This is a genomic window from Ruegeria sp. C5 (assembly GCF_056537605.1).
In genome coordinates this window covers 275,013-293,941 of the sequence record NZ_JBQFRX010000004.1, presented here as the reverse complement: position 1 = coordinate 293,941, position 18,929 = coordinate 275,013, and the positions used below count along the sequence as shown (strand labels likewise).

The 18,929-nt window shown below is 57.2% G+C and carries 20 protein-coding genes and 1 tRNA gene; 12 read left to right on the top strand and 9 right to left on the bottom strand.

What is annotated here, in order from left to right:
- The 5 genes from ACR0AW_RS15880 to ACR0AW_RS15860 form a co-directional block, all read left to right on the top strand.
- The coding region (locus tag ACR0AW_RS15880; RefSeq protein ID WP_480439327.1) for a hypothetical protein at positions 1 to 185 on the top strand (185 nt) is incomplete at its 5' end.
- A 294-nt stretch (positions 186 to 479) separates the two neighbouring features.
- Entirely contained in the window at positions 480 to 1,229 is a 750-nt protein-coding gene (locus tag ACR0AW_RS15875; RefSeq protein ID WP_170514130.1) for a 5-oxoprolinase subunit B family protein, read from the top strand.
- On the top strand, positions 1,226 to 2,221 hold the full coding sequence (locus tag ACR0AW_RS15870) for a 5-oxoprolinase subunit C family protein (protein WP_170776386.1): 996 nt from the start codon (positions 1,226 to 1,228) through the stop codon (positions 2,219 to 2,221). Before ACR0AW_RS15875 ends, ACR0AW_RS15870 begins: the two co-directional genes overlap by 4 nt.
- Before the next feature lie 12 nt (positions 2,222 to 2,233).
- Positions 2,234 to 2,995 (top strand): 5-oxoprolinase subunit PxpA, encoded by a 762-nt coding sequence (locus tag ACR0AW_RS15865; RefSeq protein WP_170733636.1) that lies wholly within the window; start codon positions 2,234 to 2,236, stop codon positions 2,993 to 2,995.
- A 130-nt stretch (positions 2,996 to 3,125) separates the two neighbouring features.
- Positions 3,126 to 4,373, top strand: coding sequence for a hypothetical protein (locus ACR0AW_RS15860; RefSeq protein ID WP_170733635.1), 1,248 nt, complete (start codon positions 3,126 to 3,128; stop codon positions 4,371 to 4,373).
- Between the two features lie 66 nt (positions 4,374 to 4,439).
- On the opposite strand, the gene ACR0AW_RS15855 is transcribed toward ACR0AW_RS15860, so the two are convergent.
- Positions 4,440 to 5,810: a D-alanyl-D-alanine carboxypeptidase family protein gene (locus ACR0AW_RS15855; RefSeq protein ID WP_170396050.1), complete on the bottom strand. Its 1,371-nt coding sequence runs from the start codon at positions 5,808 to 5,810 to the stop codon at positions 4,440 to 4,442.
- Between the two features lie 281 nt (positions 5,811 to 6,091).
- On the bottom strand, positions 6,092 to 6,793 hold the full coding sequence (locus tag ACR0AW_RS15850; protein ID WP_170566512.1) for an HAD family hydrolase: 702 nt from the start codon (positions 6,791 to 6,793) through the stop codon (positions 6,092 to 6,094).
- Positions 6,794 to 6,887: 94 nt separating this feature from the next.
- Here ACR0AW_RS15850 and clpS point away from each other — a divergent pair, with 94 nt between their 5' ends.
- The 4 genes from clpS to hemF are packed head-to-tail and all read left to right on the top strand — an operon-like array spanning position 6,888 to position 9,929.
- The gene (gene clpS, locus ACR0AW_RS15845; RefSeq protein ID WP_170396046.1) at positions 6,888 to 7,229 is read left to right on the top strand and encodes an ATP-dependent Clp protease adapter ClpS; all 342 of its coding nucleotides are present in this window, start codon (positions 6,888 to 6,890) and stop codon (positions 7,227 to 7,229) included.
- Between the two features lie 9 nt (positions 7,230 to 7,238).
- Complete coding sequence (locus ACR0AW_RS15840; RefSeq protein WP_170733634.1) at positions 7,239 to 8,201, top strand: class I SAM-dependent methyltransferase; 963 nt, start codon at positions 7,239 to 7,241, stop codon at positions 8,199 to 8,201.
- Between the two features lie 37 nt (positions 8,202 to 8,238).
- Positions 8,239 to 9,039 (top strand): SDR family NAD(P)-dependent oxidoreductase, encoded by an 801-nt coding sequence (locus ACR0AW_RS15835; RefSeq protein WP_170408883.1) that lies wholly within the window; start codon positions 8,239 to 8,241, stop codon positions 9,037 to 9,039.
- A 5-nt stretch (positions 9,040 to 9,044) separates the two neighbouring features.
- Positions 9,045 to 9,929, top strand: a complete 885-nt coding sequence (hemF, locus tag ACR0AW_RS15830) for an oxygen-dependent coproporphyrinogen oxidase (RefSeq protein ID WP_170664081.1) — start codon at positions 9,045 to 9,047, stop codon at positions 9,927 to 9,929.
- A gap of 3 nt (positions 9,930 to 9,932) precedes the next feature.
- On the opposite strand, the gene ACR0AW_RS15825 is transcribed toward hemF, so the two are convergent.
- A complete protein-coding gene (locus tag ACR0AW_RS15825; protein WP_170396038.1) occupies positions 9,933 to 10,349 on the bottom strand; it encodes a hypothetical protein in 417 nt (138 codons plus the stop codon).
- A 188-nt stretch (positions 10,350 to 10,537) separates the two neighbouring features.
- Here ACR0AW_RS15825 and ACR0AW_RS15820 point away from each other — a divergent pair, with 188 nt between their 5' ends.
- Together ACR0AW_RS15820 and ACR0AW_RS15815 are read left to right on the top strand one after the other, a co-directional pair.
- On the top strand, positions 10,538 to 11,050 hold the full coding sequence (locus ACR0AW_RS15820; protein ID WP_170733633.1) for a toxin-activating lysine-acyltransferase: 513 nt from the start codon (positions 10,538 to 10,540) through the stop codon (positions 11,048 to 11,050).
- Positions 11,047 to 11,970, top strand: a complete 924-nt coding sequence (locus tag ACR0AW_RS15815) for a Hint domain-containing protein (RefSeq protein ID WP_170733632.1) — start codon at positions 11,047 to 11,049, stop codon at positions 11,968 to 11,970. The genes ACR0AW_RS15820 and ACR0AW_RS15815 overlap by 4 nt, the downstream gene beginning before the upstream one ends.
- 3 nt (positions 11,971 to 11,973) lie before the next feature.
- On the opposite strand, the gene modC is transcribed toward ACR0AW_RS15815, so the two are convergent.
- Genes modC through modA form a run of 3 tightly spaced genes read right to left on the bottom strand, consistent with a single transcriptional unit; the run spans position 11,974 to position 14,523 of the window.
- Entirely contained in the window at positions 11,974 to 13,065 is a 1,092-nt protein-coding gene (gene modC, locus ACR0AW_RS15810; RefSeq protein WP_170733631.1) for a molybdenum ABC transporter ATP-binding protein, read from the bottom strand.
- A complete protein-coding gene (modB, locus tag ACR0AW_RS15805) occupies positions 13,062 to 13,754 on the bottom strand; it encodes a molybdate ABC transporter permease subunit (RefSeq protein WP_170423885.1) in 693 nt (230 codons plus the stop codon). The genes modC and modB overlap by 4 nt, the downstream gene beginning before the upstream one ends.
- A gap of 4 nt (positions 13,755 to 13,758) precedes the next feature.
- Entirely contained in the window at positions 13,759 to 14,523 is a 765-nt protein-coding gene (gene modA / locus ACR0AW_RS15800; protein ID WP_170733630.1) for a molybdate ABC transporter substrate-binding protein, read from the bottom strand.
- 408 nt (positions 14,524 to 14,931) lie between these two features.
- Here modA and ACR0AW_RS15795 point away from each other — a divergent pair.
- Positions 14,932 to 15,007, top strand: a tRNA-Val gene (locus ACR0AW_RS15795).
- 18 nt (positions 15,008 to 15,025) lie between these two features.
- Here the strand turns inward: ACR0AW_RS15795 and ACR0AW_RS15790 are convergent.
- The 3 genes from ACR0AW_RS15790 to ACR0AW_RS15780 all read right to left on the bottom strand — a co-directional run bounded on the left by ACR0AW_RS15790 (position 15,026) and on the right by ACR0AW_RS15780 (position 18,849).
- The gene (locus ACR0AW_RS15790; protein ID WP_170733629.1) at positions 15,026 to 16,900 is read right to left on the bottom strand and encodes an amidohydrolase family protein; all 1,875 of its coding nucleotides are present in this window, start codon (positions 16,898 to 16,900) and stop codon (positions 15,026 to 15,028) included.
- A gap of 69 nt (positions 16,901 to 16,969) precedes the next feature.
- Positions 16,970 to 18,148 (bottom strand): carbohydrate porin, encoded by a 1,179-nt coding sequence (locus ACR0AW_RS15785; RefSeq protein ID WP_170733628.1) that lies wholly within the window; start codon positions 18,146 to 18,148, stop codon positions 16,970 to 16,972.
- A complete protein-coding gene (locus ACR0AW_RS15780) occupies positions 18,145 to 18,849 on the bottom strand; it encodes a DUF3299 domain-containing protein (RefSeq protein WP_480439323.1) in 705 nt (234 codons plus the stop codon). Before ACR0AW_RS15780 ends, ACR0AW_RS15785 begins: the two co-directional genes overlap by 4 nt.
- Positions 18,850 to 18,929 lie beyond the last annotated feature (80 nt).

Here is an 18,929-nt window from a genome sequence, read left to right as displayed (position 1 = left end):
CCCAATCAAAAACCTCAGATGCCCCCAGTCTCTCCCGAGCGTCTCCGCAGCTTCCACCGCGTCCCAGCACCTCAGCAGCGCCGGTGAAGGGCGTTCTATGCCTTACGCATTCAACGCGCAAGTGGAAAATTCAAGAATATCGCAAAAAACTTCAAATTCATTTTTTATACAATAATTTCAAATAGCTGAATGGAACTCACCTCATAGAAATCGGCGAAAATCATCCTTCAAGCACATCAGATATACCGCCTAGGTTTCAGTGCTTGTTGGTTCAAACCCAACATATAGTGAGAACACTACAGTCACCCACAAGACTATACCGACTCGACGGCAATCAGCGATTCATTTCCAATCCCGGAATCGCACCCGATATCGGCGCCGTCAGGCGCAATGCAAGTTGGTCTTACAGGGCCTTGCGCATTGTCTATGGATAGGCTCAGGTCTTTTCAAAGCAAACCCGATACGCCTGTGACCTTGATATGACGAATGACATTAAGTTTCCCTTGCTGCGAACCGTTGGATTTGACGGTCTGTTGGTGACCTTTGCGCAAACCATGTCCGAGCCGTCCAACCGCGCCGCCCTGGCGTTTCGGGGCGCAGTCGAGGCGCAGCAGATTGACGGCGTGCTTGAGACTTCGGCCTCGCTGGCATCTGCATTTATTAGGTTTGATCCATTAAGCCTGTCGCATCGGGACATCGAAGAGTTGCTGCGGGCTATGCTGGTCAGTCGCGATTGGTACGCTGCATCTTTGCCTGCGGGGCGACGATTCTGGAAAGTGCCGACGGTCTACGGTTCCGATCTTGCGCCACAGCTAGAAGACGCGGCATTGGCAGCAGGGTTGTCACCAGCGGACGCCATTGATCGTCTCAGCCAATCGCGTGTGCGGGTTTTAACCATCGGATTTGCGCCGGGCCAACCTTATCTCGGGCCACTCGGACCCGAATTCAACATTCCACGCCTGAAAGAGCTGACGCCGATGGTACCTGAAGGGGCGTTGGTTTTGGCAATTTCGCAATTTGTCCTGTTCTCGGGGCCAACCCCAACCGGATGGCGTCATGTTGGACAAACCGCGTTTCGTTGCTTTCGTCCGGACATGGAGCAAAGTTTTGCCCTCAACCCCGGTGATGAGATGCAGTTCATCTCAGTCTCGCGCGAGGAGCTTGAGGATATCCGTACAACCTGCACTGATGGCTCTGGTGGTGCGAGTTGCGAGGAGATCACGACATGACGCTGATCGTCCATCGCATCGGCCCAGCTTGCACGGTTCAGGATCAAGGGCGCACCGGGTATCTGGATCAAGGCCTGTCGCGTTCGGGCGCCGCAGATATAGTTGCGCTTTATGAAGGGGCCGCGTTGCTTGGTAACACCCCAACGAGCGCCGCCCTCGAAATGGCGGGGATGGGTGGTGAGTTTGAGGCAACCGCACCAACCGCCATCGCGCTGACCGGCGCACCGATGCAGGCCAGTATCGATGGCAGCCCCGTCTTGTGGAATGCCTCGCATCAGATGGAGGCTGGGCAGCGGCTGGTAGTCGGGTCGGTGCTGCAGGGCAGTTACGGGTATCTGAATCTGGGTGGCGGGATCGGGACCGACATGACGCTGGGCTCACGCGCGGCCCATCTGACCGCAAGGATCGGGCGCGCCGTTCAAGCGGGTGATCACCTGCCTTCGACGGAAACCGGCAAGACCGGCCTGAAGCTGCGTTCGGAGGATCGGTTTTCAGGTGGGACGTTGCGGGTTGTGGCCAGCTTTCAAACTGCACTGTTCGATGACGAGACGCTGGCACGGTTTACGCAAACGACATTCCGCCGCGGCGCCCGAGCCAACCGGATGGGCATGCAGCTGGATAGTGAAGGTGACGGCTTCGCGGCCAAGGGTCAGTTGAACATACTGTCCGAAGTCATAACCCCCGGCGATATACAGATGACCGGCACCGGTGCGCCCTACATCCTACTGCCCGAGTGCCAGACCACCGGAGGTTACCCGCGCATCGCAACCGTTCTGCCCTGTGATCTGCCCCGCGCTGCACAGACCCCGGCGGGAGGCGAGGTGCGCTTCGAATTCGTAACACTAGAACAAGCCATCGCGCTGCAAGCCGCATTTAAGGCCGACCTTGCCCGCCTGCCCGCCCGTGTTGAACCATTGGTCCGCGATCCGCATGACATCCCGGACCTCCTGTCCTACCAACTGATCAGCGGAATGATCTCTGCCACCGAATAAGGAGTTATTGCGATGCCGAGCGTCGATCTGAATGCCGATATGGGCGAAAGCTTTGGCCCGTGGAAGATGGGTGACGATGAAAGCCTTCTGAAGATCATCACATCAGCCAATATCGCCTGTGGCTTTCATGCGGGTGACCCGGATGTGATGGCCAAGACCATGGCTCTGGCAGCCCAGAACGGTGTGGGCATCGGTGCGCATCCCGGTTTTCCTGACCTGCAGGGATTCGGGCGTCGAAACATGAAAGTGCCCCATGAGAGCTTGCGCAATCTGGTGCGTTATCAACTGGGATCGGCAATCGGCATGGCCAAGGCGGTGGGCACTGAAGTGCGCCATCTAAAGCTACATGGAGCGCTGGCCAATATGAGCTCGGTCGATATCGATATGGCGCGGGCCTGTTATCAGGGCGCATTGGACGTGGACCCGGACATCATCATCATGGTGCTGGCGGTAACCAAACAAGAAGAAGCGGTGCGCAAGCTGGACTGCAAATGGGTGGGCGAAATCTTCGCCGACCGTGCCTATAACGACGATGGCACTTTGGTGGATCGGTCACTGCCGGGAGCCGTGATCCATGATCCGGCGCTGGCCGGACCGCGCATTCTGAACATGGTGAAGGAAGGCGCCATCATCACCGAATCCGGCAAACGCCTTGAGACCTCAATCGATACGATCTGCCTGCATGGTGATGGCCCGACGGCAGTTCAGATCGCGCACTCGGTGCGCGAGAACCTGATCGCGGGCGGAGTCGAGGTCACAAAATTCATCCGTTAGTTACAACAACGTAACTTTGGCACCCCATCTCCAAACTGTTGCCCATGCAGGCCTTAGCGCCTAGCATGCATGGCAAGTGCATGATCTGACTACCACAAATCCAAGCAACGCGCCGCAAGGAGGTGAGCCTATGTCTTTTGATCTGATGTCCTACCAGCCAAGGGGCGACAAGAAGAACTCGGACTTCTTCACCGAATATCTTCCCAGGATTTACGAGCGCCGCATCAGCTCGGGCATTGCGGATCAAGTCGGTGCGATGCGGGCCATTGTCATTCAGGTCGAGACAGATGCGCTGTTTGACACGCTGGTCGAGCTTTATGTGATGACCCCCTATCGCCACACCGCCAGCTATTTGGGACAGACACACAAGTTCTCGGTGATGCATTCACATGCCGATTATCCGGCGCTGATCCTGATGGCTCCGCTCAGCCCGGCATTCGAGGATTTCATCCCGCGTATCAATCGTATGTACCCGCTGGCGCGCGGTAAGCCGCAGACGCGATATGTAGGTGAGATTTACGGTGCCACCGACCTGAAGGCGCTGACTGGATCGCTGGAGGATCAGAATATTCGGTTCGAATATTCTGGGGACACCGAAAATCCGTTCTACACGCTGGAAGGATACCGCTTTACGACGCCATCGGATTTCACGTGCAATCGTGTCGGCTATTCCACGCTGGATTTCAACGACTCAGACAGTCTGGGGTTAGGCGACCGTGTTTTGCTGAGCGATGTGGAACAAGCCAAGCTGGATCAGGCCGCTGCGTTTGGGATGGATAGCAAAATCGCACCCCTGATGCTGGGGATCGACCATCTGGCGACACGCATTCTGGCCGGGGAACGTGAGGACGCGATCCTCGAGTTTCTGACCATGGTGCCTTATTACTTCTGGGGGGCGTACAACATCTTCGACATGAACTCGTCGACCAATGTGAATCGCAATGCCAATGTGGATGACGACAAGAAATCCCCTGCCAAGGTCTTTACTGCAAACAACACGCCCTCATTCGTGAACTCTTTCGAGCAATTGCCGATGCCAACCGAGGATTTCGTGCGTAATTTCGGACGACGCTTGCACCACATGGCGGTTGAAATCCAGGACGGCGACCATGGCGCGGGTGAGAAAAATGTCGATTTCGTGGTCAACACTCTTAAAGACAAGGGCGTTCCGTTCCTGGCCCATGTGGTCGGGGAATGCAAAGATGATCCGAACCTGAAACAGATCTTCTCAAAGCACTCGAAACACACGCTGCTGATCACCGAATACATCGAACGTTGTCATCACTACGACGGTTTCTTCACCAAGGATAACGTTGCAGCCTTAACTGCGGCGGCCGGGCAAGATGAACAGTACAAGCACGGCCACGTCTTCGATTGATTTACCATAAAAAATGGGCTGCGAGGTCATCGCAGCCCAGGCCCATCCAGGAGAGAATGCCGGGTCTTATGACGGCCCGATCATGAAACACGTGACATTGCGCGCCTGTAACCGACGACAGGCCAGATCAGCCTGTTCGCGGGTCATACCCTGAAATGTCGCGTCAAACCCACGCGAGCTTTGGTTCACCTTACGCAAAGTGCCTTCCAAAGTGGTCATTTCCGACAGCGCAGTTTTCAACAGAACCTTCTCGGCCTCATACCGTGTGGTGTAGCGGCCAACATTGACGCCCCAAAGGTGACCGCCGGAAGTGGACAAGCGGGTCACAACTTCGGGTTCAGGCTCGGGCTGTTTGGCCGGTTCGACCGAGGCCAGCACCACGTTTTCGGAAGGCTTGGCGCCATCCGACGGTGCTATGTCTGCTGCTGCAATCGCAGCAGCGATACCGTCCTGAATCCGGGTGTTGTCTTTTTCAGCCGTTGCGGCGACCGACCCCGCGACCTGAACCGTTTCGCTCGCCACTGGGCGCAACACCGGGCGCAGGCTCTTTTTCGGCGGGCCCGCTTGGGCGACCACTTGTGCACTACCCAGACCAGCATTCCCTGCATAGGCCGGGCGGGCGGGCTTACGGATTGGCGCACGCGAGGGGGCACGGCGGAAACCCATATCCAAAAGCTCGGCCACCCGGGCGTTGCGCGATGCACCTGATTTGCCACCGAAGACGGTCGCGATGATACGTTCATCCTTGCGCTTGGCCGAAGCAACCAGATTAAACCCTGCAGCGCGGGTATAGCCGGTCTTGATCCCATCGGCGCCCCGATAGGCTGCCAAAAGGCGGCGGTTGGTGTTCGGTACAGTCTTGATCCCGGCATTCGTCGATTGGCGCGAGAACAGGTTGTAGTACTGCGGGTAATCATACAGCAGGTGACGGCCCAGCGTGGTCATATCCCGCGCGGTCGACAAATGCCCCGACTCGGTCAGACCATGGGCATTCTTGAAGGTGGTCCGGCTCATCCCCATCGCCTTGGCGGTGCGGGTCATGCGACGAGCAAACGCCGCCTCGGACCCGCTGAGGGCTATGCCGATCGCGGTTGCCGCGTCATTGGCGGATTTCACCGCCGCCGCCCGGATCAGATAGCGAAACGCGATTCGCTGCCCAGTGCGCAAACCCAGCTTCGAGGGCGGCTCAGCCGCTGCCGCCTTGGTGATGCGCACCTGAGTGTCCAACGTGATCTCACCATTCCGCACGGCCTCAAACGCAATATACAGCGTCATCATCTTGGTCAGAGATGCCGGATGCAACCGCGTGTCGGCATTGCGGGAATGCAGCACTTCTCCGGTGCGTGCGTCGATCACCATGGCCGCGTAAGGGGCCGCCATGCCCTGAAGTGGTGCAAATGAAAGCAGCCACAGAAATGCTATAAGTAATAAGCCCATTCGGGCCGGAACTGTCCGCCGAATCTGCACGATCTTTGCCTCTGTCTGCCTCGCGCCGCCGGGTTTTCCCGGTCAGCAATTTTTATTTTGATATTCTTCAGGCTAACACAGGGACGGGTTTAAAGAAACTGAAAGCTGCGTTTGAGTGGATCATATACACGATCAGATTCACGCTACATATGGTGTTTCATGCGCGCCCGGACACCATACCGGCGATTGTGCCGAATTTCAGGCAAGCCGTGTCATCGAATTTTTTGTGACTGATGTCAAACGGCAACAGGTCAGGAAATCTGATCAATCAATGCTGAAAGATCACCCAAATCCTTCAACTCGCGGAACCGTGGGTTGGAAGTTGGGACCTCGGCCTGCTCGACCTCCCATACCAACCCGTGCGGGACATGCACGCCCCAGCACCCGGCTTCGATTGGGGCCACCACGTCAGAACGCATCGAGTTTCCGATCATCATCGAAGCGTCGGGTCCATCACCGTACTGGTCAAAAATCTCCGCATAGGTCGCCACCGTTTTTTCGCTCACGATCTCGACGCCATCGAACAGCTCACCCAATCCGGATTGCGCCAGCTTGCGCTCCTGGTCGATCAGGTCGCCCTTGGTGATCAGCAGAACCTTATGCGTCTTGGCCACCGCCTCGATGGCCTCGCGCGCATGGGGGAGCAGTTCGATGGGATGTGCCAGCATCTCCTGCCCCGCTTCAACAAGTTGGCGGATGACGCGCGCCGGTACGCGATCTTCCGTCACCTCAATCGCTGTCTCGATCATCGACAGGGTAAAGCCCTTGATGCCATACCCATAGTGCTGGATGTTGCGCTTTTCGGCGGCAAGTAGACGTTCCATCAGGTGATCGTGATCGGCGTGATCGGCCAGCAATTCGGCAAAATATGCCTGAGTCAGCTGGAAGAAACGCTCGTTATGCCAAAGGGTATCGTCTGCATCGAACCCGATTGTTGTCAGCTTGTCCCGCATCGCATTTCCGTCCGGTTGCTCTTTTCTCTGGCCACCGTGACGTTATATAAGCCGGGAAACAATTCGTAGTGTTAATCGAGATTCTCTTACAGCAATGCGCAAACACCAGTGGATCATGTCTGAAAAGGACGACGAAGACGACGACACGTCGGTCCTGGTGCAAACGCGCCCCAAGACCAAGCGGCCGCCGCTGTATAAGGTGCTGTTGCTGAATGACGATTACACACCGATGGAGTTCGTAGTGCATGTGCTGGAACGGTTCTTCGGCATGACCCATGCGCAAGCGTTTGAAATCATGCTGACGGTGCACAAAAAAGGTGTCGCCGTGGTTGGCGTGTTCAGCCATGAGATTGCCGAGACCAAGGTCGGGCAAGTCATGGATTTCGCGCGCAGGCATCAGCACCCGCTGCAATGCACCATGGAACGCGAAGAATAACGCGCGGCCATGTCCTCTCGCCTTGATCTAGCCCTGAACAGCGGGCTCAGCCTGTCGCAACCGCTGACTGTTTTGGCGCCTACCCCGGACCACGATTTGTCGGACCTTCCGCGCGAGGCGCAGGTGGTGCAGCCGTTCAAACCGTTCCACGATCACTTTGCCACGCAGGGCTTTGTCGCAACGCCCAATAGTGACGCGCCTTGCCAGGATGCGGTCGTGTTTCTACCGCGCGCCAAGGCGCTGGCCCGGGCGCTCATCCATCAGGCCTGCAGCCGCGCCAGCGGGGTCATCGTGGTGGACGGGGCCAAAACCGATGGCGTCGACAGTTTGCTGAAAGACATCCGCAAGCGGGTCGCGATCGAGGGTCCAATCTCGAAGGCACATGGCAAGATTTTCTGGTTTCAGTCTGATGCGGACGCCTTTGCCGACTGGGCTGCGCCTGAAAACCAAATGGTTGACGGCTTCCATACCGCGCCCGGTGTGTTTTCCGCCGATGGTATCGATCCTGCCTCGGCCCTGCTGCTGAAGTCTCTGCCAACCAAGCGCGGCACGCGCATCGCTGATCTGGGTGCAGGTTGGGGCTTTCTGTCCGCAAAGCTGATCGACGACACCTTGCGCAGCCTGCATCTGGTTGAGGCCGACCACACCGCCCTTACTTGTGCCCGCGCCAACGTCACCGACCCCCGTGCGCAGTTCCACTGGGCCGACGCCACCAAATGGAGCACGCCCGAGCCGCTGGACATGGTGATCATGAATCCGCCCTTTCACACCTCGCGCAGCGCCGACCCGACATTGGGCCAGGGCTTTATCACCAGTGCGGCACGCAACCTCACCCGCAACGGTCAACTCTGGATGGTCGCCAATCGCCACCTGCCTTACGAGGCAACGCTGGCCGAGGCTTTCGCCCGTGTTGACGAAGTGGCAGGAGACAACCGCTTCAAGGTTTTCCATGCCTCTCGCCCTCGGGGCTGAGGCCCGCTAACCTGCGCCAGAACTCAGGAGGATTCGCATGTCCTTTTCCATCGCGGGCAAGACCGCAATCGTCACCGGGGGTGCCAACGGCATCGGACTGGCCATCGGACGGCACTTTGCCGATGCAGGCGCCAATGTCATGTTCGCCGATATGGATGAAAAGCGCCTGTCCGATGAGCTGGGCGAACAGGCGGATGACAGCAACATCCGTTATTTCGCCGGTGACCTGCGTGAAAAGCTGACCATAGCCAATCTGCTTTCGGCCACGCTGGATGCGTTTGATCAGGTTGATATCCTGATCAATGGTGCGCGGCAGGTGATCCCGTCGGACCCGCTGGACACCGATGACGATTCCGTGCGCACATTGCTGAACCAGAACCTGATGCCCGCGCTGCGACTGAGCCAACTAGTGGCTAAGCGATTTATCAAACAGGCTGATGGAGACGATGAGAACCCTGCCGGGTCAATCATCAACCTGTCCTCGATTGCCGCACGCCGCACCCATCCCGATCTGATGGCCTATTCCGTTTCGACCGCTGCGCTGGATCAGATGACCCGTTCGTTGGCGGTTGCACTTGCGCCCAGCCGCATTCGCGTAAACTCCATCGCACTAGGATCGGTCATGAGCGCCTCATTGCAGTCAACGCTGAAAGAAAACCGAGATTTCCGGGACGACATCGAAAAACATACTCCGCTTTCCCGGATTGCCGCTCCGAACGAACTGGTCGAAACCGCGCAATTTCTCGCGTCGGACGCTGCGGGCTTCATGACAGGCCAAATTCTAACCATTGACGGAGGCCGCACCCTGCTGGACCCTGTCGCAGCCCCGGCCCACTGATCCCAATGTTCGATAAAGAAAAAGCCACCGCCGCTGCCTGGTTCCGCCAGTTGCGAGATGACATCGTAACCGCCTTCGAAGCGTTGGAAGACAGCCACACCTCAGGCCCCTTCTCGGATTCTCAGCCGGGAAGGTTCGAAGTCAAAGAAACTAAACGGCAGTCTGACGATGGCTCCGACGCGGGCGGTGGGCTGATGTCGGTGATGCGCGGGGGCCGCGTGTTCGAGAAGGTGGGCGTTAATGTCTCAACCGTCTTTGGTACGCTGGGTGAGCGCGCGCAAAACGCGATGGCCGCGCGCAAGGGTATTCCGGGGATGAAGGACGACCCCCGGTTCTGGGCTTCGGGCATCAGCCTTGTGGCCCATATGCAGAACCCGCATGTGCCTGCGGTCCATATGAACACCCGGATGTTCTGGACCCCACATGCCTGGTGGTTCGGCGGCGGCTCCGACCTGAATCCCTGCATCGAATATGACGACGACACCGCCCATTTCCACGCCACCCAAAAAGCGCATCTCGACCCGCACGGACCCGGCCACTACCCGCGCCTCAAAGATTGGGCTGACGAGTATTTTTATATCCCCCACCGAAAGCGCGCTCGGGGTGTCGGCGGGATCTTCATGGATGACTATTGCACCGGCGACTGGCAGGCGGATTTTGCGCTGACGCAGGACATCGGTCGCGCCTTCCTGCCCGCCTTTCTGCCTCTGGTCGAAAAACGCCGGGTGCAAAGCTTTGACGACGCGGACAAAAACACCCAGCTGGTGCATCGTGGGCTCTATGCCGAATACAATCTGGTCTATGACCGGGGCACCAAGTTTGGTCTGGAAACCGGGCACGACCCCGATGCTGTTCTGATGAGTCTGCCGCCCTTGGCCAAATGGGTCTGACCGCTAAAACCCCATATCGATGGAATTATCAAAGCAGTAGTTTTGCGCCGAAGCGGCGGAAAGGTTCTCACCCACCCTGTTGACGGTCAAAGAATATCCCGGATTGGTATCCGCGCCGGGCGGTGGAGTTAGCGAAAACTGCACTGTGCGAACACCTTTCTCGTAAGCTTTGGAAACATAAATCCGCTGCGAGTTTGAAACTCCCAATGTGCGAACTGCATAATCCCCAATTCCACACCAATAGGTGACCGCGGCCGAGGACCCGCCGACGGGCTTCACTTCGTAGGTTCCATCCTTTAGCGGCGTGATCTGGGTTCTGAACTGCGGTCTTAGTTTATAGCCAAAACCAACGCCCTGAGACTGCGCAATGGTGGGGGCCAGTATGATGGCTGTCAGAGAGAGGCATGTAAGAAAACGCATATAAAACACCCTATGAAAAACGCGATCACGGCTGAGACGACGTGGGACCAACCAGCCTATACGAATCAATATAGTCAAACCGGGCCTCAGGTCTAACTCAACCCGTAACACATCAACTTGAGTGAAAATTCTTTCTTTGAATATGTGGTGCGCTATGATCTCTGCATCAGCAGTTTCCAGAGTGGCCCGTGGAAAAGTCATTTCCCAAAGACTGGTTCGATCTTTCCGGTGAAAAATACGCCGACTTCGGTGCGTTATTTTATCTGGCTGCCCTGACCAAAACGCATCGTAACCGCAGTTTGGCGCAGGTTCTCTATGCGTTCGAAACGCCGCTGAGATTGGGCCAGTATCACATCTTCCGCCAAAACGGCTTTCCGCGCGGATTCGTGACATTTGCCGGTCTCAGCCCGGAAGCCGAATATCGCTATGCGGTGGAGGAAGAGCCGCTGAGAGATGTCGATTTCGCCAGTGGCTCATCCTTCTGGATCATCGATATGGTGGCACCCTTCGGCCAAACTCGTCAGATCGTCGACATGCTGAAACGGGACATCCCGCACCCACGCGTGCGCACCAATCGCCTCAGCAGCGACCTATCCACAAAACGTATCGTCGAATGGACACGCGATGACCAGCAACAGGTGCATATGCGCCTTTACCGCGATGCCGAATTTGCCAGAACGCTCGAGCAGGGAAACGGATGACTTCGGTTGTAACCATATCGGGCGATATCACGGGCGACGTGACCGGCTTTCCTCCTAATGTCGCTTCGGGTGACCTCGATGTCACCGCAACATCGGATTTCGGAACCTTCACCGGGGCCACCTGGGCAATCTCCGATCAACCGGATTTTGGCACCGCCTCAATAGATGCGAACGGCACATGGACCTATACCGTCGACCCGGCCTTCTTCGATAGCCTCGATGACGGAGAAATCCAATTGGACTCGTTCGAGGTGACGGTCACCGCCAATTTCGCCAATGGTTTCTTCACCTTCAGTGGAACCCAGACCCAGATCATTGATATCACTATCGAAGGCGTTTGCTATACCGCAGGCACTCTGATTGAAACGGCGGAAGGCCAGCGCGCCATTGAGACCCTGCGCGTGGATGACGACGTGTTGACTGCCGATCACGGAATACAGCCGATCCGCTGGATCGAAAGCAGCCCCATGTCGCCCGAGCGGTTGCGCGCAAATCCTGCGATGCGCCCGGTGCGTGTGACCGCAGGCAGTCTGGGACCCGGTGTTCCATCCCGCGATTTGCTGGTGTCTCAACAGCATCGCCTCCTGATCAGCGGCCCCAAGGTCGAGATGCTGTTTGGCGCGCCCGAAGTGTTGGTCGCCGCCAAACATCTGTGCTCGTGGCCGGGAATAGATATTGATACCGGTGATGAGCCGGTCGAATACCTGCATATCCTGCTTGACAGGCACGAGATTTTGTTTGCCGAAGGAGCTCAGGCCGAAAGCCTGTTTCTGGGTGAAGAAACCCTCCACACGCTGTCTTCTGACGCGCTCCAGGAACTCGCCGAGATATTCCCCGAGCGCGCCTCGGACGAACATATCGGCTTCGGCCTTGCTGCGCGGCTGATCCTGCGCGAACATGAGGCGCGTGCGCTTGCCTAGGTCCTAGACAACCCGCCCACCGACATCCTGTGGAGCCAGCGCGACGGTCTTGATCACCGCATAGCATGTACTGCCCTGCTGCAAACCCAGCGCCGCGACCGAGCGTCGGGTCACGCGCGCCAGCACAACACCCGCAGTTGTTTTGACCGACACGATTGCACCGGGCCCCTCACCTGCCCGGATCGCCTCGACCTGCCCCGACAACACATTCAAGGCTGAAAGACCCTCGGGTGGTCTATTGGACAGGATCACCTCTTGCGCCGGAATACGAATACGCAGCTCTTCGCCGATTTGATGGGCAATCCGAGGCAGGTAAAGACGAGCGCCACCGGCATCAAGTTCGGACAGGCCATCGTCGTGATGCGCCGTAACACGGACCCGCAGAACGGCCCCCACCGCGCGCACGCCTGCAGGGGCCACGGATGGGTCCGACAGAACATCGGACGCGGGACCATGCCGCACGACACGCCCGTCCTGCAGCGCGACCACGGACGTTGCAAGCCGGGCAACCTCGGCCGCCGAATGGGTCACATAAAGTATCGGGACCGATACCTCGTCCCGCAACCGTTCGAAATAGGGCAGGATTTCAGCCTTTCGCGCGTCGTCGAGCGCGGCCAGAGGCTCATCCGCAAGGATCAGGCGCGGGCTGGCCAGCAGGGCGCGGCCAATGGCGACGCGCTGTTTCTCACCCCCCGATAGCATCGCTGGGCGGCGGTCCAGCAGATGGCCAACACCCAACATCTCGATCACCCGATCCGGGTTTTCGCGTCGTGCCCCGCGCGGTGCAAACCAGCGACCATAATTCAGGTTCTGGCGTACGGTCAGATGCGGGAACAGACGGCCTTCCTGAAAGATATAGCCCAGACGCCGCCGATGCGGCGGCAGCCATGCCCCACGATCCGTGTCGAATAACACCCAATCGCCGACCGCGACCCGCCCGGCCTCGGGCCTCAGTAGCCCCGCGACTGCATTCACCACCGTCGTCTTTCCCGAACCAGAACGCCCAAACAGAACCGTTACACCGGAAGGTGCGTCGAAATCGAGGTCCAGCTTCATCCCGGTCAGCTGGTGTTGCAGGCGGACGGACAGGCTCATGATCCGGCCACGCGTTTGGCCACACGACGGCCCACATATTCCGACAGCAAAAGCGCGCCCATAGCGACGATGATCGAGATGATCACCAACCGAGTCGCCGCCGCCTCACCCCCTGGAACCTGCAAAAACGCATAGACTGCCGAGGGCAACGTCTGCGTCTGACCGGGTATGTTCGAAACAAAGGTGATCGTGGCCCCGAACTCTCCCATCGCCTTGGCAAACGCCAGGATCGCGCCCGCAATGACCCCAGGCAGGATCATTGGCAGCGTCACCGTTCCAAAGACCAGCAGACGCGACGCCCCCAAAGTGGCGCCTGCCTGTTCCAGTTTTGGGTCTACTGCCTCGATCGACAGCCGGATCGCGCGCACCATCAGCGGAAAAGCCATGATCCCGGCAGCCAGCGCAGCGCCGGTCCAACGGAAAGCAAAAACGATCCCAAGCTCGGCCAAAGGCGCGCCCAACGGCCCCTGAATCCCAAAGGTCAGCAGCAGCAGATAGCCGGTCACCACCGGCGGCAGGATCAGAGGCAGATGAACCAGACCATTCAGCAACTGGCGCCCCGGAAACCGCCAGCGCGCAAGCGCATAGGCAATGAAAATCCCAAAGGGCAACGTGATCAGCGTTGCCCAGAACGATACGCGCAGCGACAGGCGCAATGCCTCCATCTCTGCCGGGCCCAACCATCCCATCGTACTAACCTTCGGGCAGGGAGAACCCCTGCCTCACAAATTCGGCCCGTGCGGAATTGCCTTGCAAATAGGTCAAAAGCGCGTGCGCCGTAGGTTCTGCAGTAGAAGTCAGGGCTGCTGGATACACAATTTTTGGGTGGATATCTGCCGGGATGACACCGATGACCCCGACCCGCTCATCAGCCACAGCGTCCGAGCGATAGACAATGCCCAAAGGCGCCGCCCCCGTCGCAACCAGCGCCAGCGCGGCGCGTACATTGTCCGTCTGGGCGATCTGGTCCTGAACATCGCCCCAAAGTCCCAGACCCTGTAACGCGGCCTTGCCATAGATGCCCGCAGGCACCGCATCGACCAAAGCCATGGCCAGATACCCACTGCCTAGACGGGTGCTCAGGTCAAACCCCGCCTCAATCTCGGCCGTGTCAGCCCCCGGCGCACCAATCAAAACCAGCCCGTTACCCAGCAACTCAATACGTGAAGCGGTATCGATCAGGCCCTGATCCTGCAGCACGTCCATCCAATCCTCGTTGGCGGAAATGAACAGATCGGCGGGCGCCCCCGCTTGTATCTGCCGTGCCAGCACCGAGGAGGCCGCGTACGACACCGTCACCTCTTGCCCGGTCTCAGCCTCATAACTTCTGGCAATCACGTCCAGTGCGGTCTTGAGGCTGGCGGCGGCAAAAACCAGCACGCCCTCGGCCCGAACCGGGACAGCGAGTATCGCGCAGAAGGCCAAAGCTGCGATCAGACAGCGACAGGCGCCCGTCATTCTTTGCCTCCGGATCAGAGGGTTGCAATCCCTCTGGGCATATCGGAGGCAACACGTGGCAGGCAAGGCCCTTTGGCCTTACAACCAAAGCTACGGCCCATATTGAACTCAGAATTCGGTGGAAAACGAGAATCGCCCAACCCAAGATCAATATGCTGTCGCGCTTCTCTAAAACCGGAAACTCCCGAGGTAGAGCGCTCAATCGCTAAACAACGTGTCTGATCCGCCTCGCCTGGACAGCGATATCCGCATTTCGCTATTCAACCACGATATGACACATGAGTTTGCTCGATTGGTAACCGCGCCCAGTTGCCTAAACGCTGATCTGAAACCTTGCGCGATTTTGCAAAAGAAATTGTGCCATACCCTCTTGCACCCACGCACGGGCTTAGCTACATGAGCCCTCACGGGTGATTAGCTCAGTTGGTAGAGCGCTTCGTTTACACCGAAGATGTCGGGAGTTCGAGTCTCTCATCACCCACCATCCTTTCCCCACAATGGATCAAGGTCTTACGCGACTAGCACCTCTAAATCCGCCCGTTTTAGACATCATGGCCTTCGCATAATCACGATTTACCGTTGCACGGTCCTCGAAGCGAGCATGCACGACGCAAAAGAACAGGGCACCGTCATCTAGACCGTTGCGAGGAGTAAACCAATCAAAGGGGTCGGTGGGCTCTATCGATGCAAACTGATTAGTTGGTGGATCAACAGGTGCGACATTGGCTTCACTATTTGTGATATCATCGAGCAGTGTTGGACGGGCCGTGCCGGTATCCGGCGTGAGAATACCCATGATCTGCTCGCGACCAGCCGGAACGAAACGTCCGCTGTCCTCGACTGGAAACCGGATTGGCTGTCCCGCATAAACATCTCGCTGAACTTCACTGTTGTTAACAACAAGGGTTCCGTTAACGAGCACGTACGGAATGCCTTCTGACGGAAGACCTTGCTGACCGAGAGTATAGTTCGCTTTTTCGGTCACAGATTCCGGGTCGAAAATCGTGATGTCCGCGACCATGCCTTCCTGCATACGCCCACGCACCTGCATTGCTCGCAACCCTGTGTCACCTAAGCGCTTCGCATGGATGTAACTTAGCTGAGTGAGTGTGAGCATAAGCGGCACATTCGCTTCGCGAGCCAGTCTCAAGACAAGCGCGTGGCTGCCTGCTGACCGAGGATGCCCGGCATAGTCTTCGTAAGGAGCATCCCAATTCATCAAGTTGCCCTCGATGTCTAGCCCAGCCATACCGTCGCCCGAGATGCCATAGCCTGCGATGGTGATCCAATCATTCAGCCATTGCTCTCTTGGAGGGCTAAAAACTATGGCTGTCCGTCCCGGTTCATTCTCAGCGAAGCTCAAAAACTCGTCTTTTGTCACGAAGCGATCGAGCTGGGGATCAAAGATGGTGTCTTCGTATTTGTACCCCATCGAACCTTCCCAGTTTTCTGGGGCGATGATCGAAGCGCCGTAGTTTCCCGATCCGGCAGTCCAAGGATAGTAGCTGGACCAGACGTTGTAGCCTTGGTCGCGGGCCATCTGGAGCTTTTCCTGATTTTCCCACCACCCATAATCATTGTCATGATGAATGTGCAGCGGGGCACCAAGCACCATCGCATTGACCAAGATTTCATTTACACCCGTCTGTGTTTCTGTCGGCGTCGAAGCACTGGGATGAAATCGGTGATGGACGGAAGTCAGTCTACCGTAACGCGCCGCAGCCCGCTGTGCTTCGAACATCTCATAGGTGGTAATACCTTCGCGGGCGTAACCAATGGTCGATCCCACACCGAGTGCTCCAAGACGTAGTCCCTCATCCAGCTGGGCAGTGATTTCGTTCATCTGCTCACGGTTGCTTGGTACAGAAGACCACCCCTCGACGCCGTCTTCCACAGATTGTGCCCTCAGTGCGAAGAAGTTCCGGAAGTCTATATCTCCACCTTCAAGCACGAGCCCATCATGGACCCGCATCCGTGCGAATTCTTGTCCAACCACCGTGCCATAATTTGCCTGCGTTGAGCCCTCTCGTGCTTCATACCATTCATCAATGTTAGCGGCTCCGACCTCAAAATCCATTTGAGTTGTGACGCCATCCCTAAGGTTTACTTTGATACCCCAAGGGTCCAACCCGTGTTGCTCAAGGTCGATAAATCCGGGTGCCACAACGTGCCCTGTCGCATCGATGGACTGGTTGCCGTTAATATCTTCGTCGGTGATCGCAGTGATCCAGCCGTTGCTAATTCCAACGTTTGCAATCTGGTCGAACCCGGTTTCCGGGTCCATGACCCGACCGTTGAGAATGACGATGTCGTAAGTCTGCGCGGCGCCTAGTGTCGAAAAAACAGACAACGTGCCCGCCAGAAACAAGGTACGCATGGATGGATCCTCCCTTTTATCGACAAAACTGAATGTTTTGTTATTTTTGGAGTCTGCTTTCGCCCCACCTCAGAAAACGATCCGAGTTCTTAGACCGAACAGCATAATGCTATCCTGCGTGGGGTTCAGCAGCGGGTCAGAAATGAACTGCAGTGATGGCGTGATCTGCAGCCCGGGTGATATTGAAAAACGATAGAATGCTTCGAGCGTGAACTGATCACCGTCTATGCCCCTTGCCTCGGCCCAGTTCAGTCCCAGCCCGGCTAGATCGGTATTACGACCGTAATATCCCAGACCTGCAGAAACGGACCGATCATAAAGCGCCGCTGTCCCTTTTGAGGCCCCTGCCCTGAAGAATGGCATCCATTTATTGCCAACAAACCACGCCGCTGAAAACGCGGCCCCAAAGTCTTCAGGGCGGCTGCCATCGTCGGCTGAATCCGCGTGCCAAAGGGTCAGGTGGATATTGTCAAAGTAGATGCGATCAAAGCCGGAGGTGTAACCAAGCTCGAGTGACTTGAAGAGATTGCCATCGCTAAACACATCAAAGTTTGGATCAGACGGGTCGGCGTTTGCGTCTGAGATGCTCGCAACAGCGTAGAAGTTTTCGCTCAGCTTTACTCCACCGGCAATGCCAAGGCCTTGATTGGGTGTGTTAATAGTCGGATTGGTATTGAAAGACAGGTTCTGGAAACCGCTGTATGGGCTGACCAACCCATAAATGTCCACAAAGTCCGTTACATCAATCTGCCCGACTTGCAGCGTCCACGCGCCGTTCTCGGCCCTTTGCGTCCAGAATAGATTGGTCAGCAGCAAACCATTATCGTTGAAGGCTGTCCCAGTGATCGAAAGTGCTCCGCCATCCAGCCCGAGGAATTGCGGGGCAACATCGGTGTAACTGTGCCGGTCTTCGATCTTGAATGTCAGAGAGCCGCGTTCAGTTGCCTGCCAACTGCCGTAAAAACGCGCAATTCCGCTTGCCGCTTCGCCGGTTCCCAGATCAGCATTCGTGGATTGGCCCAATGCCAGGTAATCAATGTTGAACCGAAACCCACCCTCAGCCAGCCGGTCTTTCCACTGAAACCAACCTGGTGCGATATTGCGTGGAAAATCGGTACGGTATTGCGGATCGGTTAGCCCATCGCCGGGCTCTAGATCAGCTTCGACCGAAGATGGCCCGGACAGTCCCTGAGCCGACGCTGCGCCAGCAAAGGCAATACTCAATGCGGCAAACAGAAGTCTTATCATTCAGACGCCTTTGCCCCGCTGGTCTTGCGATCTCCCGCCGCCCGGATGCGATCGGCGGCGCGCTGCTTCCATTCCAGCCTGTCTGCTTCAGTTTCCAGAGTTTCGACGCGTTCCGTCTCCAACTGGAAAGTCGCATTCATAGGCATGAGGCCGTCCACAACCATCATATTCTGAACAGAAGGATCGATAGTCAGCGTGCCCGTCAGCCGAACGGGTTCGTGGAAATAGCTGGGCGTCCAGTCTCCATTCAACCGTACACGGATCATCTGGTTGGGCGGAGGAGGAGGCATGTGACTACACATCCCGCGTTCCGGCACCAGATACGCGACAGGTCGCCCGTCCGGATCACTCGGAGCGGGAATGGCAAAGCCCGCGAGTGTGATTGTTTGACCGTCGAATTGCGGATTTCCGTTTGTACCTGCTTTTCTTCGACGTTCCGTCACGACCTCTCGCTGATCCAGCAGCCAGTCGACATCAATCCCATCTGCCACCAAGGCATCCTCAGTCTCGGTCAGAAGCTCTTGCCATTTCTGCCTTTCTTCATTGCCGCCAAAGTCCCGCTGCAATCTGCCGCGCAGTCGTACGACGTAAAGGACATCGTCGAATTGTTCGGCGCTAAGTTCGCGATAGGGGTCTTCAAAGACCTGCGCGGACGGGTCAGGCAGGTCAGACCAGTCTAACGCGGTTCCTGGCGTCGCCATGACAGGAAGAGCACACCAAACCAACCCTGCGAATACTATGGAGCGGAAGCAATGTCGCATAAATACTCTCCGGCTGTTCA